General features: G+C 57.1%; 21 protein-coding genes. 15 read left to right on the forward strand and 6 right to left on the reverse strand.

What is annotated here, in order from left to right; genetic code table 11:
- Positions 1-11 precede the first annotated feature (11 nt).
- The 3 genes from C8273_RS04895 (at position 12) to C8273_RS13370 (ending at position 4,789) form a co-directional block, all read left to right on the forward strand.
- A complete protein-coding gene (locus C8273_RS04895) occupies positions 12-1,433 on the forward strand; it encodes a glycoside-pentoside-hexuronide (GPH):cation symporter (RefSeq protein ID WP_106626641.1) in 1,422 nt (473 codons plus the stop codon).
- Positions 1,434-1,500: 67 nt separating this feature from the next.
- On the forward strand, positions 1,501-4,614 hold the full coding sequence (locus tag C8273_RS04900) for a glycoside hydrolase family 2 TIM barrel-domain containing protein (RefSeq protein ID WP_106626642.1): 3,114 nt from the start codon (positions 1,501-1,503) through the stop codon (positions 4,612-4,614).
- A 40-nt stretch (positions 4,615-4,654) separates the two neighbouring features.
- Complete coding sequence (locus C8273_RS13370) at positions 4,655-4,789, forward strand: hypothetical protein (RefSeq protein WP_267895787.1); 135 nt, start codon at positions 4,655-4,657, stop codon at positions 4,787-4,789.
- Between the two features lie 351 nt (positions 4,790-5,140).
- Here C8273_RS13370 and C8273_RS04910 read toward each other — a convergent pair whose 3' ends face one another.
- Entirely contained in the window at positions 5,141-5,386 is a 246-nt protein-coding gene (locus C8273_RS04910) for a hypothetical protein (protein ID WP_106626643.1), read from the reverse strand.
- 266 nt (positions 5,387-5,652) lie between these two features.
- Here C8273_RS04910 and C8273_RS04915 point away from each other — a divergent pair, with 266 nt between their 5' ends.
- From C8273_RS04915 to C8273_RS04950, 8 genes are all read left to right on the forward strand, one after another.
- Positions 5,653-6,819, forward strand: coding sequence for a galactokinase (locus C8273_RS04915; protein ID WP_106626644.1), 1,167 nt, complete (start codon positions 5,653-5,655; stop codon positions 6,817-6,819).
- Between the two features lie 18 nt (positions 6,820-6,837).
- The gene (gene galE / locus C8273_RS04920; protein WP_106626645.1) at positions 6,838-7,827 is read left to right on the forward strand and encodes a UDP-glucose 4-epimerase GalE; all 990 of its coding nucleotides are present in this window, start codon (positions 6,838-6,840) and stop codon (positions 7,825-7,827) included.
- Positions 7,828-7,844: 17 nt separating this feature from the next.
- Positions 7,845-9,350, forward strand: coding sequence for a UDP-glucose--hexose-1-phosphate uridylyltransferase (locus tag C8273_RS04925; protein WP_106626646.1), 1,506 nt, complete (start codon positions 7,845-7,847; stop codon positions 9,348-9,350).
- Positions 9,351-9,544: 194 nt separating this feature from the next.
- The gene (locus C8273_RS04930; protein WP_106626647.1) at positions 9,545-10,582 is read left to right on the forward strand and encodes a LacI family DNA-binding transcriptional regulator; all 1,038 of its coding nucleotides are present in this window, start codon (positions 9,545-9,547) and stop codon (positions 10,580-10,582) included.
- On the forward strand, positions 10,579-12,804 hold the full coding sequence (locus tag C8273_RS04935) for an alpha-galactosidase (protein WP_106626648.1): 2,226 nt from the start codon (positions 10,579-10,581) through the stop codon (positions 12,802-12,804). Before C8273_RS04930 ends, C8273_RS04935 begins: the two co-directional genes overlap by 4 nt.
- Positions 12,805-12,941: 137 nt before the next feature.
- Complete coding sequence (locus C8273_RS04940) at positions 12,942-16,730, forward strand: phosphoribosylformylglycinamidine synthase (protein WP_106626649.1); 3,789 nt, start codon at positions 12,942-12,944, stop codon at positions 16,728-16,730.
- A gap of 118 nt (positions 16,731-16,848) precedes the next feature.
- A complete protein-coding gene (locus tag C8273_RS04945; RefSeq protein WP_199821000.1) occupies positions 16,849-17,799 on the forward strand; it encodes a glycosyltransferase family 8 protein in 951 nt (316 codons plus the stop codon).
- Positions 17,800-17,810: 11 nt separating this feature from the next.
- Positions 17,811-20,135, forward strand: a complete 2,325-nt coding sequence (locus C8273_RS04950; protein ID WP_106626651.1) for an autotransporter outer membrane beta-barrel domain-containing protein — start codon at positions 17,811-17,813, stop codon at positions 20,133-20,135.
- Between the two features lie 106 nt (positions 20,136-20,241).
- Here the strand turns inward: C8273_RS04950 and C8273_RS04955 are convergent, their stop codons facing one another.
- From C8273_RS04955 to C8273_RS04965, 3 genes are read right to left on the reverse strand one after another with little or no spacing between them, the layout of a single operon-like run.
- Positions 20,242-21,342, reverse strand: a complete 1,101-nt coding sequence (locus C8273_RS04955; RefSeq protein ID WP_106626652.1) for a metal ABC transporter permease — start codon at positions 21,340-21,342, stop codon at positions 20,242-20,244.
- Positions 21,335-22,210: a metal ABC transporter permease gene (locus C8273_RS04960; RefSeq protein WP_106626843.1), complete on the reverse strand. Its 876-nt coding sequence runs from the start codon at positions 22,208-22,210 to the stop codon at positions 21,335-21,337. Before C8273_RS04960 ends, C8273_RS04955 begins: the two co-directional genes overlap by 8 nt.
- A gap of 5 nt (positions 22,211-22,215) precedes the next feature.
- Positions 22,216-22,935, reverse strand: coding sequence for a metal ABC transporter ATP-binding protein (locus C8273_RS04965; protein WP_106626653.1), 720 nt, complete (start codon positions 22,933-22,935; stop codon positions 22,216-22,218).
- A 35-nt stretch (positions 22,936-22,970) separates the two neighbouring features.
- Here C8273_RS04965 and C8273_RS13070 point away from each other — a divergent pair, with 35 nt between their 5' ends.
- Positions 22,971-23,138, forward strand: a complete 168-nt coding sequence (locus C8273_RS13070; RefSeq protein ID WP_234343839.1) for a secretion protein HlyD — start codon at positions 22,971-22,973, stop codon at positions 23,136-23,138.
- A 94-nt stretch (positions 23,139-23,232) separates the two neighbouring features.
- Here the strand turns inward: C8273_RS13070 and C8273_RS04975 are convergent, their stop codons facing one another.
- Positions 23,233-24,180: a metal ABC transporter solute-binding protein, Zn/Mn family gene (locus C8273_RS04975; RefSeq protein WP_106626654.1), complete on the reverse strand. Its 948-nt coding sequence runs from the start codon at positions 24,178-24,180 to the stop codon at positions 23,233-23,235.
- Positions 24,181-24,346: 166 nt separating this feature from the next.
- On the reverse strand, positions 24,347-24,526 hold the full coding sequence (locus tag C8273_RS13075) for a secretion protein HlyD (RefSeq protein ID WP_106626655.1): 180 nt from the start codon (positions 24,524-24,526) through the stop codon (positions 24,347-24,349).
- A 121-nt stretch (positions 24,527-24,647) separates the two neighbouring features.
- Here C8273_RS13075 and C8273_RS04985 point away from each other — a divergent pair, with 121 nt between their 5' ends.
- Genes C8273_RS04985 through C8273_RS04995 form a run of 3 tightly spaced genes read left to right on the forward strand, consistent with a single transcriptional unit; the run spans position 24,648 to position 26,237 of the window.
- The gene (locus C8273_RS04985; RefSeq protein WP_106626656.1) at positions 24,648-25,235 is read left to right on the forward strand and encodes a hypothetical protein; all 588 of its coding nucleotides are present in this window, start codon (positions 24,648-24,650) and stop codon (positions 25,233-25,235) included.
- Positions 25,232-25,762 (forward strand): hypothetical protein, encoded by a 531-nt coding sequence (locus C8273_RS04990; RefSeq protein ID WP_106626657.1) that lies wholly within the window; start codon positions 25,232-25,234, stop codon positions 25,760-25,762. The genes C8273_RS04985 and C8273_RS04990 overlap by 4 nt, the downstream gene beginning before the upstream one ends.
- The gene (locus tag C8273_RS04995) at positions 25,752-26,237 is read left to right on the forward strand and encodes a hypothetical protein (protein WP_106626658.1); all 486 of its coding nucleotides are present in this window, start codon (positions 25,752-25,754) and stop codon (positions 26,235-26,237) included. Before C8273_RS04990 ends, C8273_RS04995 begins: the two co-directional genes overlap by 11 nt.
- Positions 26,238-26,253 lie beyond the last annotated feature (16 nt).

Genomic DNA, 26,253 nt, shown 5'->3' on the forward strand with positions numbered 1-26,253 from the left:
GAGGGCTTCCCATGTCGGACAAAAAGAGCAAGTTCTGGCCGCGCATCGCTTATTCCTGCGGCACCTTCGGACATGATGTGTTCTATGCTATGCTCGGTACGTACTTTATGATCTTTGTCACGAGCAATCTGTTCCACTCCGACAACCACGAGCACGATGCCTATATGATCGGCATTGTGACGACGATCATCCTTGTACTGCGCATCGGTGAACTCTTTCTTGATCCCTTTATCGGCAATACGATTGACAAGACGAAGACGCGTTGGGGCAAGTTCAAGCCGTGGGTCATCGTGGGCGCGTTCGTCGCGGCGATCACGCTGGCGATTCTCTTCACGGATATGGGCGGGCTGACGGTATCGAATCCGATGCTCTACCTCGTCCTCTTCGCACTGCTCTATCTCATTATGGATATTTTTTACTCTGCAAAGGATGTTGCGATCTGGTCGATGATTCCCGCGCTCTCGTTCGACTCGCGTGAGCGCGAGGTGACGGCGACCTACGCGCGTATCGGCTCGGTGTTCGGCGGTCAGCTGGTCACGGCGATCGTCATGCCCGTCGTGCTCTATTTCTCGCTGAACGAGAACGGCGGCGCGGGCGACTCTGCGGGGTGGTTTGCGTTTGCGGTCATCGGCGGCGGCATCGCAACCCTCGGCGCGATTATCCTCGGCCTTGGGACAAAGGAGGAGGACTCTGCGCTGCGCGAGAACAAGACGGAGACCTCGTTCAAGGACGTGTTCTCGATCCTCATCAAGAATGATCAGCTGCTCTGGGTGGCGATTGCGTATCTTGTTTTTGTTCTTGGGCAGAATGTCATCAATAATTTCAACCTCTATTACTTTATCTATGTGCTCGGCGACGCGAAGCAATTCTCCTTCCTCGGCGTCATCAACGTCATCATCGGGCTGCTCGCCGTCGCGCTCTTCCCGACGCTGACGGAGAAGTTCAGCCGCCGCAGGCTCTTTTTCGGCTCGGTTGCCGTGATGCTCGTTGGAATCGTGCTCTACGCGATGGCGGGCACGAGCGTTGTTATGACGCTCTTTGCCGCAGGTCTCTTTGCTCTGCCGCAGCCGCTGATCTTTCTCGTTGTGCTCATGACGATCACGGATACAGTCGAGTACGGGCAGCTGAAGCTCGGGCATCGTGATGAGGCTCTTGTCCTCTGCGTGCGTCCTCTGGTGGACAAGCTCGCGGGTGCGATTGCAAGCGGGCTGATCGGTCTGACTGCGATCTGGGTCGGCATGACGAGCGGCGCGACGGCGGCGACGATCACGCCGGAGAACCTCTTCAACTTCAAGCTCGTCATGTTTGCACTGCCGTTTGTGTTCATCCTGCTTGGGACGATTCTCTATCGTGCGAAGGTGACGCTTACGGAGGCGGAGCATGCGCGCATCGTGGAGGAACTCGAGGAGAAATGGGATGAAATGAATAAGTAATCCTGTGGCAGCATTTGTGGAAGCGGTCGCTAGCGACCGCTTTCTTTGCAGAAATGGAGGTCTTGACATGAGCGGCTTCGATTTTGAGAAACTGAAAGACCCGCAGTATTTTGCGGAGAACCGCCTGCCCGCGCACAGCGATCATATCTTCTACCGTGACGAGGTGGAACTTGCACGCGGCGTATCCTCGTTCTACCGTACGCTTAGCGGGGGATGGCACTTTGCATACGCAAGAAATACGGCACTCATCCCGCAGGGCTTTGAGGCGGCAGACTACGACTGTCATGACTGGGAGACGATCCGTGTGCCGGCGCACATCCAGATGGAGGGGCATGGTGTACCGCATTACACGAACACGACGTATCCGTGGGACGGGAACGAGAGCATCGCGCCGGGAGAGATTCCGACGCGCAGCAACCCTGTCGGCTGCTATGTGAAGTATTTCAACGTGCCGAAGGACTGGGAAAATGTTTTCATTTCCTTTGCCGGTGTGGACGCGGCACTTGCGCTCTTCCTCAACGGGCATTTCGTCGGCTACAGTGAGGATAGCTGCACACCTGCGGACTTCGATCTGACACCGTATCTTGTGGCGGGCGAGAACAAGCTGGCGGCGATGGTGTTCCGCTATGCGAGCGCGAGCTGGCTTGAGGATCAGGATTTTTGGCGGTTCTCGGGGATCTATCGCGATGTCCTTCTCTATACCAAGCCCGCCGTGCACATCGAGGACATTGAAGTCCGTGCAATTCCTGTTCATAACTATGCGGACGGTCAGCTCTCCATTCGTCTCTCGTTCGGCGATGCGGGGGAAAAGGGCGTTATGCTCGATCTCTACGATGCGGACGGCACCGAGGTGCTGCAAGTCAATGAGCATATCGAGGGGGAGGCGTACGAGTTTTCGGCGGACATCGCGGGGATTCATCTGTGGAGTGCGGAGGAGCCGTACCTCTACCATGCCGTTCTCTGTGTCTATGATGCGGACGGACTCCTACAGGAGGTCGTGCGCGTACGCGTCGGCTTCCGTGAGTTCTGCCTACGGGACGGACTGATGCAGCTGAGCGGCAAGCGCATTGTGTTCAAGGGAGTGAACCGTCACGAGTTCGACTGCGATCACGGGCGCGCGATGGATCCCGCACTCTTTGCGCAGGATCTTATTGCACTCAAACGCGCGAATGTCAACGCGATCCGCACGTCACATTACCCGAACAGCAGCCGTCTCTATGAGCTGTGCGATATCTACGGGTTCTATGTCATCGACGAGACGAATCTCGAGACGCACGGCTCGTGGATGAAGAACGGCGCGTGTGCGAAAGACCAGCATACCGTGCCCGGTGATCGTGCGGAGTGGCTGCCCGCCGTGCTTGACCGCGCACAGTCGATGTACGAGCGGGACAAGAACCATCCGAGCATCCTCATCTGGTCGTGCGGAAACGAGTCCTGCGGCGGGCGTGACATCTACGAGATGAGCGAATACTTCCGCCGCGTCGATCCAACGCGCCTCGTGCACTACGAGGGAATTTTCTGGGATCGCAGCTATCCTGCGACAAGCGATATGGAAAGTCAGATGTATACGAAAGCGGCGGACATCGAGACGTTCCTTCAGGAGCACAGGGACAAGCCCTTTATCTGCTGTGAGTATACGCACGCGATGGGCAACAGCTGCGGCGGTATGCACAAGTACACGGAGCTGACGGAGCGCGAGCCGCTCTATCAGGGCGGCTTTATCTGGGATTTTGGCGATCAGGCAATTCGTCGGCGCGGGCGGTACGGTGAGGATGTATTTCTCTATGGCGGGGACTTCGGCGACCGTCCGTCGGACTACAACTTCAGCGGCAACGGTATTTTCTTTGCCGACCGTCGAGGGACGGCGAAGCTGCAGGATGTAAAGTTCAACTATCAAAATTTCACGCTGCGCCCTTCGTGGAATGGTGTGGAGATCGAGAACAAGAGTCTCTTTACAAATGCGGACCGCTATGTGCTGCAGCTTGTTCTTGCCGTGGACGGACAGACGGTCTGGCAGCGGCGTATGCCGATGCCCTTTGTACCGCCGGGAGAAACGGGTTGTGTGCTCAGCGCCGTACCCGCGTTTGGCAGCGGGGAACACGTCCTCACAGCGTCTCTTGTGCTTGCACGGGAGGAGCGTTGGGCAAACGTGGGGCATGAGGTCGCATTTGGGCAGGCGATTCTGCCGGCATGGACGGGCGACGCGCTGCAGATCCGCGATGTCGTTGCAGAGTGCTCTTCCGCACCCGTTTATGCACCGCTTGAAGCAGCGGGCAGTCTGCGCGTGGTGCAGGGGGACATCAATCTCGGTGTGCAGGGAGCGGGCTTCTCCCTTATGTTCTCAAGTGCGCAGGGGAATCTTGTTTCCTATCGCTATGGCGGGCGGGAGCTGATCGAGGAACTGCCGCAGCCGTCTTTCTGGCGTGCGCCTATTGACAACGACTACGGCAGCGGACGCATGGCGGACTGTGGGCAGTGGAAGCTCGCGAGCCTCTACCGACGCTGCACGCGCATCGAGTACAGCGTGAATGAGGCTGCGTTTACCGTGGTGGACGGTTTCTTTGGCAGACAGGAGGAACGCCGCGCCAATAGCGTCACGGTACGCTTTACCTACGCGCTCGCGACAGATCCCGCCGCCTTCTGCACCGTTACCTATACGGTGGATGCGTCGGGTGAACTCTGTGTTGCCCTCGACTATGAGGCGGCAGAGGGACTGCCTGATCTGCCGGACTTTGCGATGCTCTTTACGCTCCCTGCGGAGTATGACCGCATCCGCTTCTACGGCTATGGTCCGAAGGAGAACTACATCGACCGCTGCGAGGGTGCGCGTCTCGGCGTGTATGAGACGACGACGGCAGACGAGGTCGAGCCGTATCTGCGTCCACAGGAGACGGGCAATCACTGCGGCGTGCGCTGGATTGAGGTCAAGGATCGGAGCGGGCATGGGATTCGCCTTGCGGGCGATGTGCCGTTCGAGGCGTCGGCGCTTCCGTACAGCCCACATGGGCTTGAGAACGCGCGCCATGCGTACGATCTGCCGCGCCCGCAGCACACGTATCTGCGTGCATCGGCGGGGGTGTGCGGCGGGGGGGGCGGCGACTCATGGGGCGCCCCCGTGCTCCCGGCCTATGTGCAGAAAAACGAAATGCGGCATCTGGCGTTTACGATGAAGGGACTGTAAATTTGCCCAGAGATATCGCCGCCTAATCTACAACCAAATTATGAGTCCACCGACCAAGAAGCTGATGAAGCTGACTTTGGAAAAGAAAATAGCGCATGGCGGGCATCCCGTCATGCGCTGGGTGGTGGACAATATCTTCATACTTATTCAAGTGGTTCCAGCTCTGATAGAGTGATTTTGTCATACGCCCCGTTTTTCTTATCCTCGGGATGCGGCTCCAATCCAATGATGGTAATATCTTTCTGGTTCGGTCCATACACCCAATACATTCGCATGGCGCGACAGGTTCGGTTTTCCAAATAAGACTGCCAGACCTTTCGCCCGTACCGTCTGGATAAATCTGGAATTTCATGTGTATGGAGACTTGGATAGAACGGATCGATGGAAAGAAGTTTTAAGGATTTTCCCCATTTTCTTTAGAGCGCTGCGTCTGCTTTTGAAATACTTCCGTCCTTACTCTTTCGGTGCAGACGCATCCATAGTTCAAGCATTTCAGGGATACCCATACGAATCGAAAAATCCATACTCAGAACCCGGAGAGGTCAATCGATGCAGAAACTTTTCCTGCGTTCAGATTACGGATTGATTCATCCATCATTTGCAGAGTTTGCTTTGATATTTCTGTTGGTCGTACCAACTCGCGCGGCTCTAATAGGATGATGCCGTTATCGTATTCATGCACTTCATAATAATCATATTTCGCACCACGTAAAGTCAGACGTCTTTTTGCATCCAAATGAGCTTGATAGCGACCTTTGACTGCAACTCCCATATATGCCTCCGTTCTAAAAAGTGGGATTTCCCACGCTCGATATACTTAGTATAAATCAAACTTGTATATTGTGCAAGAGCTGGGAATGGGACATTGCAGCGGACATGAAAAATACAAATATGAAAGCGCAAGAAAAACGCAGGAGTTTTCAAAAAGCTCTTGCGTTTTTTTGCAAAAAGAGATAGAATAGAAAACGGAAAAGAAAACGTTTACTTTCGCTCTGTTATGATTTTGATGGATGCACAGATGAACGGAGGATGCAGACGATGGCGATATTGGATGAGATGAAGGATGTGTTTCGGGAGAAGTTCGGCGCGGCAGAGACGCACGCGTATTTCTCGCCGGGGCGCGTGAACCTCATCGGCGAGCACACGGACTACAACGGCGGTCATGTATTCCCCTGCGCGATTACGCTCGGCACGTATGCGCTCGTCGCGCCGCGCACGGACAATGTCTCGCGGCTCTACTCGATGAACCTACCCGCGAAGGGCGTGGTCGAGTTTCCCATGCACGGGGCAACGCGCAGCGATGCTTATGACTGGGCGAACTACCCCATTGGTGTTGTGCGCATGATGGAGGATGCAGGACATGCGGCGGCACACGGCTTTGACATCCTTTTCTATGGCAATCTGCCGAATGGCGCGGGGCTGTCCTCCTCCGCCTCCATTGAGGTTCTGATGGGCGTCATTCTAAACGATGAGCTTGGGTTTGGCATCGACCGCGTGGAGATCGTGAAGCTCGCGCAGAAGGCGGAGAATCAGTTTGTGGGAATGAACTGCGGCATCATGGATCAGTTCGCCGTCGGCATGGGAAAGAAGGACTGCGCGATCCTGCTTGACTGCAACACGCTCAACTATCGCTACAGCAAGATCGACCTCAAGGGCTGCAGTATCGTTATCACGAACACGAACAAGGCGCACAGCCTTGTCACTTCGGCGTACAACGAGCGGCGTGCCCAGAGTGAGGCGGCGCTGAAGGCACTGCAGAAGGTCAAGGCGATCAAGTCGCTCGGTGAGCTGACGAATGCGGAGTTTGACGAAAATGCCGCCGTGATTGAAGATGAGGTCGAGCGCCGCCGTGCACGGCACGCGGTCTATGAGAACCGCCGTACGCTTGAGGCGGTGGAGGCACTTGAGAAAAACGATGTGAAGCGCTTCGGTGAACTGATGAATGCGTCCCATGTTTCCCTGCGTGATGACTACGAGGTGACGGGGCCGGAGCTGGACACGCTCGCGGAACTTGCGTGGCAGCAGGAGGGCGTACTCGGCTCGCGCATGACGGGCGGCGGCTTTGCGGGCTGCACGGTCAGCATTGTGCGCGATGAGGCGATCCCCGCGTTTGAGAAGAATGTCGCGGCGGCATATACGGAGAAGATCGGCTATGCCCCGAGTTTCTATGTGGCAAGCATTGCGGACGGCACGCACCGTCTCTGATGAGAAGGGAGTATACTCATGGCTGTTTTGGTTTGCGGCGGCGCGGGCTACATCGGCTCTCATGCCGTCCATGTACTCATCGAAAAGGGCGAAGAGGTCATTATCGTCGATAATCTGCAGACGGGGCATCGTGCGGCGCTGCACCCGAAGGCGAAATTCTACGAGGGCGATATTCGCGACGCTGCGGTACTCGACAAGATTTTCACAGAAAACGATATCGAGGCGGTCATCCACTTCGCGGCAAATTCGCTTGTCGGCGAGAGTATGGAAAAGCCGCTGCTCTACTTCAACAACAATGTCTACGGCATGCAGGTGCTCCTTGAGGGGATGGTAAAGCACGGCGTAGATAAGATTGTCTTTTCCTCGACGGCGGCGACCTACGGCGAGCCGAAGCGCGTGCCGATTCACGAGGACGACGAGACGAACCCGACGAACACCTACGGCGAGACGAAGCTCACGATGGAGAAGATGATGAAGTGGGTGAGCCGCGCGAACGGCGTGCGCTATGTCTCCCTGCGCTATTTCAATGCGGCGGGGGCACTGCCGGACGGCTCGATCGGTGAGGATCACAAGACGGAGACGCATCTGATCCCGCTCATTCTCCAAGTGCCGACGGGCAGACGCGACCATATCACGGTGTTCGGCGACGACTACCCGACGCCGGACGGGACGTGTCTGCGCGACTACATCCATGTAGTCGATCTCGCGGATGCCCATGTACTTGCGCTCGAATACCTCAGAAAGGGCGGCGCGAGCGACATCTTCAACCTTGGCAACGGGCAGGGGTTCTCGGTCAAGGAGATGATTGCGGCGGCGGAAAAGGCGACGGGACGCTCCATCAAGGTGGAGATTGGCGCACGCCGTGCGGGCGATCCTGCACAGCTCATCGCGTCGAGCGAGAAGGCGCGTACCGTGCTCGGGTGGAAGCCGCAGTTCACGGATGTGGAGCAGGTCATCGGGACGGCATGGAAGTGGCACGAGAGCCATCCGCACGGGTATGAGGACTAGGAACAGGAGGATCTGTCATGTGTGATATACAGCATGAAATCAGCCGCCTTCTGCATTTTGCCCGTCAAAAAGGGCTGATCGCATCCGAGGATGTCGTCTACGCCGCAAATCGGCTTCTCGATGTGCTGCACGTCGAGGAATATATTCCGGAGGCGGTGGAGGAAACACTCCAGACGGCGACGGCCATCCTTGAGAATATGCTGGACTATGCGGCGGCAAAGGGGCTGATCGAGGGCACGACGGACGAGCGCGATCTCTTCGACACGCGCATCATGGACTGCGTGATGCCGCGTCCGTCGGAGGTCGTGCACGCGTTCCGCACGCGCTATGCGCGCGCACCGCAGGAGGCGACAGACTACTATTATGCACTGAGCATCGCCTCGAACTACATTCGCAAGGCGCGCATCGACAAGAACATTGCGTGGAAGGCGGCGACCGACTACGGCGATCTCGATGTAACAATCAACCTGTCAAAGCCGGAGAAGGATCCGCGCGATATTGCCAAGGCGAAGCTCGCGAAGGCATCGGGCTATCCGAAATGTCTGCTCTGCCGTGAGAACGAGGGCTATGCGGGGCGGGTCAATCACCCCGCGCGCGAGACACATCGTCTCATTCCGCTGGAGCTCTCGGGGCGTCCGTATTTCTTGCAGTATTCGCCCTATACCTACTACAACGAGCACTGCATTGTGCTGAGTGAGCATCATGTGCCAATGCAGATTTCGCGCGAGACGTTTGAGAATCTCGCGGCGTTTCTCGAGATCTTCCCGCATTACTTTGCCGGTTCAAATGCCGATCTGCCGATTGTCGGTGGCTCGATCCTCTCGCATGACCACTATCAGGGCGGGCGTTATACATTTGCGATGGAGCGTGCGGCGGTGGAGCGGGAATATATCTTTGCAAATTATTCGCAAGTGCGCGCGGGGCGCGTGAAGTGGCCGATGTCGACGCTGCGTCTTACGTCCTCGGACAAGGGGGCGCTCGTGGCGCTTGCGACGAAGATTCTCGCCGCGTGGCGCACGTACAGCGATGCCTCTGTCGAGATCTTGGCGCAGACGGATGCGCCGCACAACACCATCACGCCGATTGCACGGCGGCGCGGTTCGGACTTCGAGTTCGACCTCGTGTTCCGCAACAACCGCACGACGGCGGAGCATCCGCTCGGGCTGTTCCACCCGCATGCGGAGGTGCACCACATCAAGAAGGAGAACATCGGGCTGATCGAGGTGCTCGGTCTTGCGATCCTGCCCGCACGCCTGAAGGACGAGATGGCGGTGGTGCGCAGGGAACTTCTGCACGGCACGGAGGATATATCCGCCCTTGCGGCAGTCGAAAAGCACGCGGACTGGTACAAGAGGGTGCGTGCGGCGCATCCTGCCGTGACGGAGGAGAATGTAGACGGCATTCTGCGCGATGAGATCGGCGCGGTGTTTTTGCAGGTACTCATTCATGCGGGGGTCTTTAAGCGCGATGCGGCGGGGATGGCGGCGTTCGACCGCTGGATTGAAAGTGTAGCAGGCGTGTAGATATCTGCATACTCCTCGCAAACACCTCGTTGCGCAAACGGTCGTACACTTATCTGCCTAAATACCTGCGGATTCCAAACGCGCTGCGCTTGAACGAATAAAATCCGCAGGGGGCAGAACGTGTACTTTTCCCGTTTGCTTCACTAGGGTTTGCTTAGGAGTATCGCATGACAATGATATAGGGAGAAGAGAGAATGAAGGCGACGATCATCGACGTGGCAAAGGAATCGGGCGTCTCGGTGGCGACGGTTTCGCGCGTCGTGAACGGGAACTACCCCGTGCGCGAGACGACGCGCCACAAGGTAGAACACGCGATCAAGAAGCTGGACTACGTGCCGAATCTGCAGGCGCGCGAGCTGAACACGCAGCGTTCCTCAAGCATCGGTGTCGTTGTGCCGAGCTTTGACAATATGTTCTTTGCCGAGGTGCTCGACGGGATCGAAGATCATCTGCGGCAGAGTTCCTACTCCCTGCTGCTCGCGTGTGCGCAGAACGATGCGGCGCGCGAGGAGGAATGTGTGCGGGACTTCATCACGCGCAATGTTTCGGGCGTTATCGTCGTCAGTCCAAATACGGAGACGGCAGTCTCGGAGTTCTACGAGAATACGGCGGCGCGTCTGCCTCTGGTCTTTGTCAACAGCGCACGCGAACTCGCGGGCATATCATACGTGACGAGTGATCAGAGCGGCGGGGCGCGTGCGGCACTCGAGCACCTTTTTCACTATGGGCACGAGCGCATCCTCTTTGTGCAGGGCGAGAACAGTGATTCCTACCGTATCAAAGAGAAGGTCTACCGTGAGATTATGCGGAAGCGTGGGACGTTCCATCCGGAGGATATTGTAAACGTCGGCGAGGGCAACCGCATCGAGACGGTGGAAAATACCATGTTCATCCTCATGGATATGATGCTCGACCTAGAACCGACGGCGATCTTCTGCTGCAACGATCTCATGGCAATGGGGGCGGTCAACGCCTGTCAGCGCATGGGGCGGCGCGTGCCGCAGGATATCTCGGTGATCGGCTACGACAACACGGCACTCAGCCAATATACTGCGCCGAAGCTCACGACCATCGATCAGAATATGGGTAATCTCGGGCGGGCGGCGGCACGTCTCATGTTGAAGCAGATCGAGGAGGACGTGACGGAGAATGTCATGCTTGCCAATACCGTGGTTGAACGCGAGACAACGGGATTTCGCGTAGAGGAAAATTTTGAAGGGGGTTTTGTATGAACATCGTCTATCATGAGAAAGGTAAGGTTTTTCATCTCTTCAACGACACGATCAGTTACATCTTTATGGTGCTGCCCCACGGGGGACTCGGCTCGCTCTACTACGGAAAAGTACTGCGCGACCACGAGGGATTCGAGCACATCTTCGAGCGTGTTCATCGCGGCATGACGGCGTGCGTCTTTGCGGACTGCCGCGACTACTCTCTGGATGCGATCCGACAGGAGCTGCCGACCTACGGCTCATCGGACTTTCGCCGTCCCGCGCTGAACGTATTGCAGGAAAACGGCAGCCGCATTCTCGATATGCAGTATGCGGGCTATCGTATCGTGGACGGTAAGCCAAAGCTCGCAGGTCTGCCCGCAACATACGTGGAGTCGAACGATGAGGCAAAGACGCTCATCGTCGAGGTGCAGGATGCGCTGACGGGTTTGCGCGCGGAGCTTCTCTACACGATCTTCGCAACGGGCGGCGCGCTCGCACGCAGTGTGCGCTATATCAATGACGGCACGGAAGTGCTGCACCTGCAGAAGGTCATGAGCATGTCGATGGATCTCCCCGATGCGGACTATGACTGGCTGCAGCTGACGGGCGCGTGGACGCGTGAGCGACATATCGAAATCCGTCCGCTTACAACTGGCATTACGGCAATCGGCAGCCGCCGCGGACACTCCTCGGGGCAGTACAACCCGTTCGCCGCGCTCCTGCGGCGCGGCACGACGGAAACGCGCGGTGAGGTGCTCGCGATGAGCCTCGTCTACAGCGGCAATTTTGAGATGCTCGCAGAGGTCGACAACCACGGCACAACGCGCCTGCAGGCGGGGATTCACAGCACGGATTTCGACTGGAAACTCGTGCCGGGCGCCCAGTTCCAGACCCCCGAGGCGGTGCTTGTCTGGTCGGACGATGGGCTGAACGGCATGAGTCAGACCTATCATCGTCTCTATCAGTCGCGGCTTGTGCGCGGGCAGTGGCGGGAGAAGGTACGTCCCATCCTCATCAACAACTGGGAAGCGACGTATTTCGACTTTACGGAGGAGAAGTTGCTCGCGATTGCGGACAAGGCGGCGGAGTGCGGCATCGAACTCTTCGTGCTTGACGATGGCTGGTTCGGCGCACGCACGTCCGACTACGCGGGGCTTGGCGATTGGACGGTCAACCGCGACCGCTTGCCGAACGGCATTGACGGGCTTGCCGAGAAGATCGAGGCGCGGGGCATGAAGTTTGGTATATGGGTCGAGCTGGAGATGGTCAACGAGGACTCCAATCTCTATCGTGCCCATCCGGACTGGGTACTCTCCGTACCGGGACGGCGCAAGTCGCTCGGCCGCTCGCAGTGCGTCCTCGACTTTTCGCGCAAGGATGTGGTCGACAATATCTATGGGCAGATGGAGGCAATCCTCGCGAGCGGCAAGGTGTCCTACGTGAAATGGGATATGAACCGCAGCATTACGGAGTGCTGGTCACACGCACTGCCTGCCGACCGGCAGGGCGAGGTGTTCCATCGCTACATCCTTGGGCTTTACGATCTCTACGAGCGCCTGACGACGAAGTTCCCGCACGTCCTCTTTGAGTCCTGCGCCTCGGGCGGCAATCGCTTTGATCCAGGGATGCTCTACTACGCGCCGCAGACGTGGGCGAGCGACAACTCGGATGCCGTCGAGCGGCAGAAGATCCAGTACGGTACGTCGGTATGTTATCCCGTGAGCAGCATGGGCAGCCACGTCTCCGTCGTGCCAAACCATCAGGTCAACCGCATGACCCCACTGCACACGCGTGCGAATACAGCGTATTTTGGTACGTTTGGTTATGAACTTGATCTAAACAAGCTAACGGCGGAGGAGATTGCCGAGGTCAAGGAGCAGGTCGCCTTTATGAAGAAGTACCGCGCGATCCTTCAGTTCGGCACGTTCTACCGCCTGCAAAGCCCCTTTGAGGGAAATGTAACGGTGTGGATGAGTGTGAGCGCGGATCAAAAGACGGCGATTGTCGGCTGGTACCGCACACTGAACCGCGTGAACTACCGCTTCGAGCGCGTGCGGCTTGCGGGACTGCTGCCGGATGCACTCTATGAAAACAGCCGCAGCGGAGCGCAGTGCTACGGCGATGAGCTGATGAACTACGGCCTCATCACGACGGACGGCACGGCGGGGGAGCCGAATGCAGAGAACGGACTTACCACAGACTTTGAGTCGCGCATCTACGTGCTGAAGGCGGTTGAATAATATCTTGGAAAGACGGGTATCCTTTGTGGATGCCCGTTTTTGTATGCAATCACCCGCGCGGAAACAATCGTTGCAAATTTGATTAACTTTCGATAAAATAGAGCATGGGGAAATGGAGTTAGAGAAGGAGGATTCCAATGGCTGTCAAACGAATCTTTGTGGAGAAGCGGCAGGGTTTCTTCGATATTCCCGCACAGCGCCTCTGCAGTGATCTGGTGGAAACGTTCCGCCTGACGGATCTGCGTGCCGTACGCATGATTACACGTTATGACATAGAGGGGCTGAGCGATGAGGAGTTCGCACAGGTACGGAACATTGTCTTTGCCGATCCGCCTGTGGATACCGTCTATGAGGATGTATTGCCGTCGTTTTCCGATGCGCGTGTATTTGCGATTGAACCTCTGCCGGGGCAGTTCGACCCGACGGCAGCGGCGGCGGCGGAATGCGTGCAGCTTGTGACGCAGGGCGAGCGTCCCGATGTGCAGACGGCGCGCGTCATCGTGCTCATTGGCAAGGTGAAGGACAGCGTTTACGAACAGATCAAAACGTACCTGATCAATACGGTGGAGAGCCGTGAGGCATCGCTTGTGATACCTGCGACCTTGGAGCGCAGGATCACGCTGCCGCTTGATGTGGAGGTCCTTACGCAGTTCAACCAGCTGTCACGCGATGAATTGGAGCGTTTTCACAGGGGATACGGCTTTGCGATGAGCGAGGAGGATCTCGCCTTTGTGCAGCAGTATTTCCGTGATACGGAGCACCGCGCACCGACGATTACAGAACTGCGCGTCATTGACACCTACTGGTCGGATCACTGCCGCCATACGACGTTCACCACGGCGATTGACTCAGTGAATATCGAAAGTGGATTCTTTACATCGCCGATCACGGAGGCCTATCAGCGCTATAGCGATGACCGCAGGACAATTTACAAAAATGATCAGCGCGATATGACGCTCATGGACATTGCCGTCATCGGAATGAAAGCGCTGCGCGCGGAGGGCAAACTGAAGGATCTCGATGAATCCGAGGAGATCAATGCATGCAGCATCCGCATTACGGTGGACGTAAACGGCAAGGATGAGGAGTGGCTCCTCATGTTCAAAAATGAGACGCACAACCATCCGACGGAGATTGAGCCGTTCGGCGGTGCGGCGACCTGTCTCGGCGGCGCGATCCGCGACCCGCTCTCTGGCCGCTCCTACGTCTATCAGGCGATGCGCGTTACGGGGGCGTCCGATCCACGCACGCCGATTGAGGATACACTGCCCGGCAAGCTTCCGCAGAAAAAGATTACGCTCGGCGCTGCGGAGGGATACAGCTCCTACGGCAACCAGGTCGGTCTAGCGACGGGACAGGTGCGTGAACTCTACCACAAGGGGTATCTCGCAAAGCGCATGGAGATCGGCGCGGTCATCGGTGCGGCGCCCGCCGCACAGGTCGTGCGCAAGCGTCCCGCACCGGGGGATGTCATCGTCCTCCTCGGCGGTCGTACAGGACGCGATGGTATCGGCGGTGCGACCGGCTCCTCGAAGCAGCATACGGAGGCATCGCTCACGACCTCGGGGGCGGAGGTGCAGAAGGGGAATCCTCCGACGGAACGCAAGATCCAGCGTCTTTTCCGAAATCCCGAGGTCAGCCGCATGATCAAGCGCTGCAACGACTTCGGTGCGGGCGGCGTTGCCGTCGCCATCGGAGAACTGGCGGATGGTCTGACGGTGGATCTCGATGCCGTGCCGAAGAAGTACGAAGGACTCGACGGCACGGAGCTTGCCATCTCAGAGTCGCAGGAGCGCATGGCGGTCGTGCTTGCACCGAAGGATGTCCCTGCATTCCTGCGCTATGCGGATGTCGAAAATCTTGAGGCGACGAAGGTCGCCGTCGTGACGCCAGAGCTGCATCTCGTCATGACGTGGCGGGGGAAGGAGATCGTACGGATCGCACGCAGCTTCCTTGCAACGAACGGTGTGCGCCAGCATGTCCGTGTCGTCGTCGAACCGCCGAATGAAAAGGTACCCTATCTGCAGCAGATTCCCCCCTTGGTCAAAGATGTGGGGCGCGCGCTTGAGGATATGTGGGTTGCGAATCTGCGTGACCTCAATGTGTGCAGTCAAAAGGGGCTGGGCGAGCGCTTCGACTCGACCATCGGTGCGGCGTCTGTTCTCATGCCGTTTGGCGGGAAGTATCAGCTGACGCCCTCGGAGGCGATGGTTGCGAAATTGCCCGTGCGCCATGGGACGACGAATACAGCATCCGCAATGGCGTTCGGCTTTGATCCCGACCTCTCGACGTGGAGTCCGTTTCATGGGGCGGTCTATGCCATTGTTGAGGCGGTGGCAAAGATTGTCGCCGCCGGAGGAAAGGCGGACACCGTTCGCCTTACCCTGCAGGAGTATTTTGAACACCTTGGCACGGATCCAAAGAAGTGGGGCAAGCCCTTTGCTGCGCTTCTCGGCGCACTCCATGCGCAGCATGAGATGGGGATTCCCGCCATTGGCGGCAAGGATTCCATGTCGGGGACATTTGAGAATCTGAACGTCCCGCCGACACTCGTGGCATTCGCTGTGGCAACGGTTCATGCAGATGATGTCATCTCGCCCGAGTTCAAATACCCGAACAATAAGGTCATCATGGTTCCCGTGCCGTACGATGCCCAAGATCTGCCCGTTTTCGCACGGCTGAATGCAAATTTTGAAAAAATACACCATCTGATTGCCGGGAAGAAGGCTTTCTCTGCGATGAGCGTCGGGCGCGGCGGCATCGCTGCGGCAATCTCGAAGATGTGCATGGGGAACAATCTGGGCTTTAAGTTCACCTCGTTTATCCCGCAGGAGGAGCTCTTTAAGCCGCGCTATGGGACGATATTGCTTGAGGTCTCCGACGCATTCGACCTAGCAGAAAACCTCGCGGGGACGGGTGCGGGTGAGATCGGTAGGACGCGTGACGTGCCGAGCATCATCACGGATCTGGATACCATCGTACTCGCCGATGTCAAGGAAGCGTACACAGAACCGCTCGAAAAGATCTTCCCGACCACGGTGCCGCAGATTGTCCGCCAGATTGACCGCCCGACCTATGCGCCCTATACAAAGGGCAAGTTTGTTGGCAGCTCCGTGAAGATTGCAAAACCGCGCGTCCTCATTCCCGTATTTCCGGGAACGAACTGCGAGTATGACTCGGCGCGTGCATGGGAGCGCGTCGGTGCGATTCCGTCGATCTTTGTCGTGCGCAACCTCACGCCCAAGGCGGTCGAGGAGACTGTCGCAGAACTCTCGGCGGCGCTCCGGCAGACGCAGATTCTCATGCTGCCGGGCGGTTACAGTGGCGGCGATGAACCGGACGGTACAGGCAAATTCATCGCAGCGATGTTCCGTGCCCCCGCGCTTATGGAGGCAGTGCAGCGCCTCCTGCGCGATCAGGACGGTCTCATCCTCGGCATCTGCAACGGCTTCCAAGCACTTCTGAAGCTTGGTCTGCTGCCGTATGGGAAGATTACCGAGCTGGATGAGAATACGCCGACGCTGACCTACAACAACATTGGTCGTCATGTTTCGCAGACCGTGCGCGTGCGCGTCGCCTCGAATCTCTCGCCGTGGCTCATGGGCGTGAACGTCGGCGATACGCACACGATCGCTGTATCGCACGGCGAGGGGCGCTTCTACGCCGACGCAAAGACCGTTGCAAACCTCCGCATCCGCGGTCAGATTGCAACGCAGTACGTGAATGAAAAGGGCGAACCGACGCTCGATCAGCCGTACAATCCGAACGGTTCCGTCAACGCCATCGAGGGCATTACCAGCCCAGACGGCCGCATCTACGGGCGCATGGCACATGCCGAGCGCATCGGTGAGAACATTAGTAAGAATGTACCGGGTGAGATGAATCAGATGATTTTTGAGTCCGGTATGGCGTACTTTATCCGATAAGTTGATCCGGACAAAGAATTGGGGCTGTTGCACAAAGTTTTCTAGCTTCGTGCAGCAGCCCCTATCACGTAAATCCTGCTCCTATCGTCCTATTGTATCAGAAGAGTGGAGGCAAATGATGCGCTGTGAGATTGCGTTTGGTGTGGACGCGAACTATGTGAAGTATGCGGGGATTGTCATGACCTCCGCTGTTTTGCAGAACGCGGGGGAGGCGATCGGATTCCACCTCGTCTGTGACGGCATTACAGAGGCGGACTGCGATCGATTAGAGGACTTTCGGCGCATATTTCCGAGCGCGGACATTCACATCTATGATGCGCGGGCGAGACTGGATGAGATTCCGTTTCCGAAGGGGATCCCGCGCGAGCGAATCAACCGAAGCGTATTCACACGGATCCTTATGCCGGAGATGGTGCCGCAGGAACTGACGCGCATTCTCTACCTCGATGCCGATACGCTCTGCGTCGGGCAGCTCAGTGAAATGTACGCATATGATCTCGGCTCTGCACCGCTTGCCGCCGCACGCGAGGGCGATGCCGCCCGCAAGGCACAGCGCATCGGCATGAGGGGAACGGACTACTTCAACGCGGGCGTCATGCTCATCGACCTCGCACGCTGGCGCTCCATGCGGCTGACCGCGCGCATCCTCGAGGCGTGGCGCACGCATGGTGCATCATTTCCCCTCCTCGAACAGGATGCGCTCAACTGCACTTTGGACGGGAACTTTGCCGTGCTCACGCAGCATCATGTGCGGCTGATGGATGCCTTTGCGCCGTGGGATGTGGATTTCTCCGCGCAGGATACGATTTGGCATTTTCTCAATGAAGGAAAACCGTGGATCAACTACGCCGACCCGCGCGTGCATGAGCGCTATTGGCGCGTGGTGCACGCCTCGCCGTGGAGTAATCTCACGCCGTCCGAGCCGTGGGAGACGCGCATTGCCTACCTCGCGGGCTGTCATGCCGAGGCGGCGGAGGACTATCGTGCGGCGGCGCACTACTTCCACGCAGCGGCGGAACGGCTGATGCAGTTTTATCTGGAACAGACGAGCATAAGTCCATCGGAATAGGAGTGTTGAACATGAAGACGAATACAGACAGCAAACAGATGCGCCTGAGCGCACAGATCGCCCTTGCGCTTACACTTGGTACGGCATTTGTGCCGACGGCGGCACTCTCTGCGCCGATTACCTCGTCCCGGACCTATACGGCAGATGCGACGGTGTCGGAAGATATCGATATTTCGAGCGGCACAATTACCGTGGAGGGGGTCAATGATGATTCGACAGGACGGTATGAAAACCGCACGGTCGAACTCAAGGGAAGCAGCATCAAAATCCTGAATCCGACGGGCAATATCCTTGCAGCGCTCAGCCGCGGTGACGGCACAATGGATTTTTCGGGGGTTCTGAAGGTCAATCCCGATGGCGCGGGGAAGGTCGAGCTGCGCGGGGATATTCTCGTCACAAAACGTGATAACAGCGATGCTGACACCTATGATAGAGGCGGCTATGTCAAACTCTATCTCAAGGGGGCGGACTCCTACTTTGCGGGCGGGATTGCGGAGGTAAAAGATCCGTTGAACAGTATCATTCCACTGCATAAACGCGGCGGTGTGCTGCTCGCCCTCTCGGAGGGCGCGACATGGTACCCCAAGGAGGCTGTGGATTCGTATGCGCTCTTTAACCCGGACAATCCATCGGAGAGACTCAGTGTTTTGCCCGATTGGAGTAAAGATCCGAGCAAACCACTCGGCTTCCATCTGTCGGCAGACGGCGGCATCATCGACATTGCATATGCTGCGCCGAATGTGGCACGTGCAGCTGCTGCGGGTACGCGCACGCTGACATTCAGCAACACAGAGGCAGCGCTGAACGGCGCGACCTTCCGCATCTCCACCGACCTCGCGAATGACAAGGCGGACAAGATTGTTCTGGACGGCATTCTGAATCCGACGCCGACAACGAACAATAAATATAAGCTGCAGATCGGCTTCGATCCGAAGATGAACGATGCTGCGGACAAGACAAACTATGTGATTGCGCCCACGACGGCGGGCGGTGTTCCCGTACTGGATTCTAACAATACGGGCGACACCGTGGAGGCATCGGAGTATACCGCAAAGAAGGCGGTTGCGGCGGGACTTTTGACGAAGGACTTCAAGGTCAAACCGACCCTCGTCGAGGCGACGGAGAGCGGCAGAAAGGTTGTGCGTGTGACCAAGATTACGATTTCGGATACTGCTCCAACGCCACAGCCGCAACCGCAGCCGCAACCACAACCGCAGCCACAACCACAGCCGCAACCACAGCCGCAGCCGCAACCACAACCACAGCCGCAACCGCAGCCGCAGCCACAACCGCAGCCACAGCCGCAGCCGCAGCCGCAGCCACAGCCACAGCCACAACCACAGCCACAACCACAGCCGCAACCGCAGCCACAGCCGCAACCGCAGCCGCAACCGCAGCCACAGCCACAACCACAGCCGCCGACACCCGGCCCCGCACTGCGCACGGCTGACCTTCTCATGGATATGGCACTCGCCCAGATCAGTGCATGGCGCGGCGAGAACAACGATCTGCATCGGCGTATGGGCGCACTGCGTGCGGGTGGCGAGTCCGGCGCATGGGTGCGCGGCTACGGCGGCAGGAACGAGTTCGGCACCTATCCCACCGAGGGCCGTTACAGCGGTGTGCAGGTTGGCATTGACCGCGCCGTTCCGCTTGGCGGCGGCACACTCTTCACGGGTTTTGCCGCCTCAATGATGAACGGCAGTGCACGCAACAGCGATCTCGACGGCAGCTATCGGGCACACTTCTTTGGCGTGTACGGCAGCTACATGGGCAAACGCGGCGATTATCTTGACGCGATCGTGAAATATGGGCGCATGACGAATGATGCGACTGCTGTCTTTGACGGCACGGCATACACGGGCGGCTACGGTGTGAACGGCTGGAACATCTCCGTCGAATACGGACATCGCATCGCCATCACCCCACATTTCTACTGGACGCCGCAGGCGGAGCTGAATTATGGACACATCGGCGCGGCAGACTACACCATGCGCGCGGGAGATTTGTCGGGCGCACGCATCTCGAACGGTCCCGTCACCACGCTCATCGGGCGCATCGGCACGCAGATCGGCTATGAGGACGAGCGCGGTTCGGTCTATCTGAAACTCGGCTATCTGCACGAGTTCAAGGCCGACCTCCACATGCGCGCACAGTACGGATCGACCTCTATTGACCGCAGTTACTCGGCGCAGGACAGCTATTTTGAGTACGGACTGGGCTTCACGCGGCGTGTCGGCAGAGCAGATCTCTATGGAGAGTTCAGCCGCACGGCGGGTGCGGATGTCATCAGCGAAAAATGGAAAGCGAATCTCGGCGTTCGCATCGGATTCTGAATCAATCATTTAGGAAATCGCTGATAATTTACCGCATAACGTAACTGCATAACGAAAAGACCGTTGGCGAATCTGCTTCGTCCAACGGTCTTTTCATTGCTTTTTTTCAGATATAGTACCGCTTGCACAGCGCCGCGTACTGCGCTATGCCCGCATCGGTGAGCAGGTAGTAGCTGCCCTCGCGGTGGAGGAGATGACGGTCGATCAGTTCGCGGCTGACGCGGCGCACCTTCGACTCGTTCCATTTCAGATGGTCGGCGATCTCATCCATATGGTTCTCCGCACTCTCCATGTTCTCGGCGGTATGTCTGCCGATATGGAGGAGGAAGAGGTCGCGCTGCATCTGCCGGATGCTCTGCAGGCGGCGGATGTAGGACGTGATCGCGCCCTTGGGGCTTGTGAGCAGGGCGAGCACGTAGACGAGCATGTTCATGACGGCGCAGAGCCCGGCAATCGAGGCGTTCATATGCACGGCGAGCGCATAGCCAATGACCGAGTTTACAATGCTGATGAGCAGCGCGAGCAGCAGGGTGTGCGACAGATGCTTTGTAAAGAGCAGTGCCGTCGCTCCGGGCGCAATAAAGAATGAAATGACGAGAATTGCGCCGACCGCGTCGAATGCTGCAACCGTGGTGAGCGAGGTCAGCGACATAAAGGCATAGAAGAAGATGCCCGTCGGGATACCGATGAGACGCGCGTACTCGCCGTCAAATGTGGAGACCTTGAGTTCCTTGTAGAATATGGTGATAAACGCAGCGATGACCGCAATCAACCCGCCCATCTTGAGTGCGGAGGCGGCAATCTCCACGCCGCCGATCTCCACCGTGTTCAGCCCCGCGTAGATGACCTCGCCCATCAGCACCATATCGGTATCGAGGTGGGCGTTGCCCGCATATTTGCTGATGAGAATGACAGCGAGCGCAAAGAGGAGCGGGAAGATGACGCCGATGGCATCGTCGTATTTGACGAGACTGGTCTTGCCGAGGAGTTCGACCAGCGATACCGTGATCACACCCATCAGCGCCGCGCCGAAGAGCAGCCACGGCGAGCCGAGGTCATGCGTGAGGAAAAACGCGAGCACGATGCCGAGCAGTACCGTGTGACTGATCGCATCCGCCATCATGGAGAGGCGGCGCAGGATGAGAAAGACGCCGAGCGGCGCGCACGCCGCCGCCGTCAGGAGAAGTACGAGAAGTGCGTCATCCATGTTCCTGCCTCCGTTTGAGTGTCCTGCCGAGAATCCCCTTCGTCCCGAACAAAATCGAGAAAAAGGCAATCAGCGAGGCGACAAGAATGATGGAGGGTCCTGTCGACATGCCCTGCTCAAGTGTGCTGATGTATGTGCCGACGAGTGCGGAGACCGCACCGATCAGGCTGCTCAGGAGGAGGACGCGCGAGAGGCTGTTCGACCATTGATTTGCCGCCACGCAGGGGATGATGAGAAAGGAGCTGATGAGGATTGCGCCCACCGCTTTGATCCCGATGCCGATGACGGCAATCGTCATGATGAGCAGCAGGATGTTCAGCAGCCGGCAGGGCAGCCCAACGACCTCCGCATACTCTGCGTCAAAGACGAAGAGTTTCAGCTCTTTGTAAAAGAGCAGGAGCAGGAAGAGGACGACGGTGGAGACAATGCAGATGAGCTGCACGTCCGCCTCAAGCATGTATGCCGCCTGACCGAAGATGTATGTGCCGAGTCCTGCCTGTGAGGCACCTGCGTAATCGGGATTGCCCTGAATAAAACTCTTGAGCGCCATGCCGAGACCGAAGAAGCCCGAGAGGAAGATGGCGAGATTTGCGTCGAGTCCGAGGCGCTTATCCCTGTGTGCGAGCTGGATGAGTGTGTAGCTTGCCGCGCCCGCAGCGATTGCGCCTAGGAGAAGGACGACGGGGCTGCGCGTCGCGAACGCCATGTAGGCGAGAATGATGCCGGGGAAGGTTGAGTGTCCGATCGCGTCGCCGATCAGGCTTTGCCCCTTGTAGACGCTGAATGCGCCGATGGGAGCAGCAGCGACGGCGAGGATGACGCTGCCGAGCGCGACGATCTGAAAGGTGTAGTTCATCAGAATGTCCATCGTCGTCACTCCTTGAGCCGGTAGGCAAGCGCAAGCGCCGCCTCCTTGTCGAGATTGCTGAGATAGTCGCATGCCTTCACTGTGCGGTTGAGCACGACGAGATAGTCAAAATAGGAATCGAGTGTGCTGAGGTCGTGATGCACGGCGATGACGGTGCGTTTCTCTTTCTGCAAGTCGATGAATTTGTCCATGATGATGCGCTCCGTCGTCTCATCGACGCCCGCAAGCGGTTCGTCCATGATATAGAGCTGCGCATCCTGTGCGAGCGCACGCGCGATAAAGACACGCTGCTTCTGTCCGCCCGACAGCTCTGAGATCTGGCGGTCGGCGAAGTCCGCCATCTTCATCTTTTCGAGGGCGTCCATCGCAAGTGCGCGATCCTCCTTGCCGGGGCGGCGTACGAGTCCGAGATGGGCATAGCGCCCCATGAGTACGACATCAAAGACGGTCGTCGGGAAGTCCCAGTGCACCGAGCCGCGTTGCGGCACGTAGGCGATCTGCTTGTGCACGGCGGAGAGCGGCTTTCCCCAGAGCTGCACCGCACCCGACACGGGCTTCAGGAGTCCGAGGATGCCCCGCAGCAGGGTGGACTTGCCCGCGCCGTTCGGCCCTACGATTGCGCAGCGCACGTGCTCCGGGATATCGAGGTCGATGTCCCAGAGCACAGGTGTTTCGCGGTATGCCATTGTTAAATCTTCGACGTGTATGACGCTGTTTTGTTGCATTGAGTATCACCTCGCTCATAGGAATCACTGATAAAATGAAGTCCGTCAGATTGGTGCAGATTTTTTGTCCTGTCGAGGAGACAAACCGGACGCATAGCAAAAGCTATGTGGAGGATTTGTCGACAATGACAGGGCGAAAAAGATACGCCAAGGTGGCGCGGCTGAATTTATCAGTGCTTCCCATAGTATCTTCCCTTATGTAAATGTTGCTGCTGATCGTTCCAAGCGCCCCTTTCGGCTCGCTGTGCTCGCCACTTCCCCCGTTTTGACGGGGGAAGCTTTTCACCTAAGGCGGGACTACTTCAAATGTGAAACGATCAGATCGACATTGCTGCGGTACATTGTGATATACGTATCGCCCTTCTGTCCCTCTGGTGCAAGCGAGTCGGAGAAGAGTTCATTGCCCTCGCCGCCGACAATCTCCACATCGAAGCCCTTTGTCCTGCAGACCTCCTGCAGCTTCTTCATGCGCTCGGGATTCGTCGTGCTCTCGGCGAACACCGCCTTGACCTTGTGCTCTACAATGTAGTTCGCTGTCTTCTCAATATCCGCATTTGCAACCTCGGAGTCCGTGCTGACACCCTGCGGCGCAATGACATTCACATGGTAGCGGTGCGAGAAATAGTTGAACGCATCGTGCGGCGTGACGAGGTTCCGCTGTCCCTCGGGGATCTGTGCGATCTTTTCCTTGATCTCCGCATCGAGTGCATCGAGTTCGGCAAGGTATTTCTTCAGATTTTCCTGAATTTCCTTCTCGTGCGCGGGAACGAGTTTGATGAGCTGTGCTGCCGCCGCCTCCGTCGCCTGTTTGTAGAGAGCGACATCGAACCAGAAATGCGGATCGACAATCTTTTTGCCGTCCTCTTCCATATAGTTGATGTTCGCATCCGCAAAGTCTTTCGTGACGGCGACGCCCTTCTTCTCAAGCACCTCCGCCATCTTGCCCTCGAAGTGCAGACCATGATAGAGGAGGAGATCCGCTTTCTTGATCTTTTCGAGGTCGGCGGGCTGCGCGACGTAGAGATGCGGATCCTCACCGGCAGGGATAATCAGCTCGACGTTCACATAGTCGCCCGCGAGCTGCTTTGTCATATCCTGCAAAAACGAGGTCGTGACTGTGACCGTCTTCTTTGTGTCTGCTGCCTTATCGGCATTGCCGCCTCCACCGCAGCCGACAGCGACCAGTGCCGTCAGGGCAAGTGCGAGGGTGAGCAGCAGTTTGAAATAATTTTTCTTGATGTTCATGAAAACACCATCCTTTCATTTGTACTGAGAATAGCACAAAAATTAAATCTTGTAAATGATAAAATTTCTCAATAACTCAAGCTTCGCAGATGAATAATCCGTGGAACGTTTTTGATGTGCGAAGTTTGAGTAAATAAGGCATTAGGATAGAGCCGCCGCATGCGTTTTACGTGTGCGGCTTTTTTGTGCGGAGTTTTATAGGAAGCACTGATAAATTCAGCACTGCCATCTTGGCACATCTTTTCCGCCCTCTCTGTGTCGACAAATCCTCCACATAGCCCTTGCTATGCGTCCGGTTTGTCTCCTTGACAGGGCGAAAAATCTGTACCAATCTGACAGACTTCATTTTATCAGCGATTCCTATATCATTTTGAAAAATATTTTTAGAATTGGCAGGAAAATCCGCGGGGGGGGAAAAATAATATCTATGTCTACAGTATATTGGATTTCGTTCAAGGAGGATTTCTATGAGACAACGTGTATGGAGTTTTGCGATTGTGCTTTGCGCCGTCCTGTGCGTCGCGCTGGGGGCGAGTGCGGGCACCGCGTCGGCGCAGCACTACGTGAAGGTAGGGTACTATCTCCTCGCGGGGGATGAACAGCGCCCCGTGACGGGCTACAACGTCGTCATGGATGTAGACGACATTGACATCTGGTCTGAGGGGGATATCACGCACTATCACGTACTGGGCGGCCGTGTCATCGGACGCGTCGGCGAGGGGCTTGAGCCGCACCTCTATCAGGGACTCTACGATTTTCACTACAATGCGAAGACGGGAGAGTATCGCTGTATCTATCTGAGTAAACCGCCGAGCGAAGACTTCGCGTATGACTACCGCGACCGGAATGTCGTTCCGATTGAGCAGGCGAATGACAGCGGGGCGGCATTTGTCACGACGCCGGACATGACGCCAAAGGTTGTCGCACGAAAACTCGGCGCGCGCAAGTACAGCACGATGACCTACACGGGGGAAGCCGCCTATGTCCTGCGCGCGCTGCTCGCGCATCAAAAGGGGGAGAAGATAACGCTGATGGATGAAGGGATGATTCCGTGAGTGCTATAAACACGTGGGGGCCCCCGATCATAGCGTTTGCCGTTGTGGTGCTCGTTTTATTGTTCTATACGGTGAAATGGGTACCGCAAGAAGAGCGCAAACCTTTTTATATCCTTTTGGGGATTCTTTCTGTTGTTTACGCTGCTCTTTGTATCACCGTTGCGGTTGCGCCCAATGAGAATCTATGGAATATCGAGAGCAATGCGCTGCTGTCGCTTGTGACGCTCTATTTAATACGCTTTGCCCGTGTAGGAGAGGGGGTAATGGCCAAGTTATGGGCGGGTGTCATTGTATTTGTGTTCCTGCTGTTTTTTGCCTGTGTCTATACGGCGGCGCCATCGCCCGCAGCGCCGGCAGCAGACAGTACACAGGAAACGGCGGTCACGGTTTTTTCTGCCATACTGATGGCGCATGCTGCGGGGCTGCTGGAGCTGTACCTTTTTGGGAAAAAGAGGCGCGTCGTTCAGCTAGAGCGTTATACGGTAGAACATCAATCTAAAAAGGAGACGATTCACTATGAAGAATGAAACGATGAACTTTTTTAAGGTCTGCATGGCGGCACTGCTGCTCGTCGGCGCGCTGCTGCTCGCGCAGGGCGGCACCGCCTCCGCCGCGCCGAAACACGGCGCCTATAACATCGTGGACGAGGTGTCGCCGTCCGAATGGAATCGGTCATTTGATTACGACACGTCCACGCAGATAATTACGCTGTATGACGATAAGGGCGCAGTGCGGCGGCTGGATTTCAGCGACTATTGGAACAACCGCGTGACCGTGGAGGAGCTGCGTCCGGAGAACAAATCCTACAGCGGGGTCTATGAAATACCAGTCCTTTATGAAGGAAAAGGCCCGAAAACATTGCCTGCATATATCATACAGGCGTTGATCAAGTTTCACGGCCCTATCAACGGGCTCGGCAACTACAGCATGGAGGATATCAGCGTCACCGCCGATATGCCGGATGGGAAATCGCATACCTTTACCATTCAGAAAGCAAAGTGATAAGGAGCTGAACGGA

It is taken from the genome of Candidatus Centipeda massiliensis, from assembly GCF_900290285.1.
Taxonomy (GTDB): domain Bacteria; phylum Bacillota; class Negativicutes; order Selenomonadales; family Selenomonadaceae; genus Centipeda; species Centipeda massiliensis.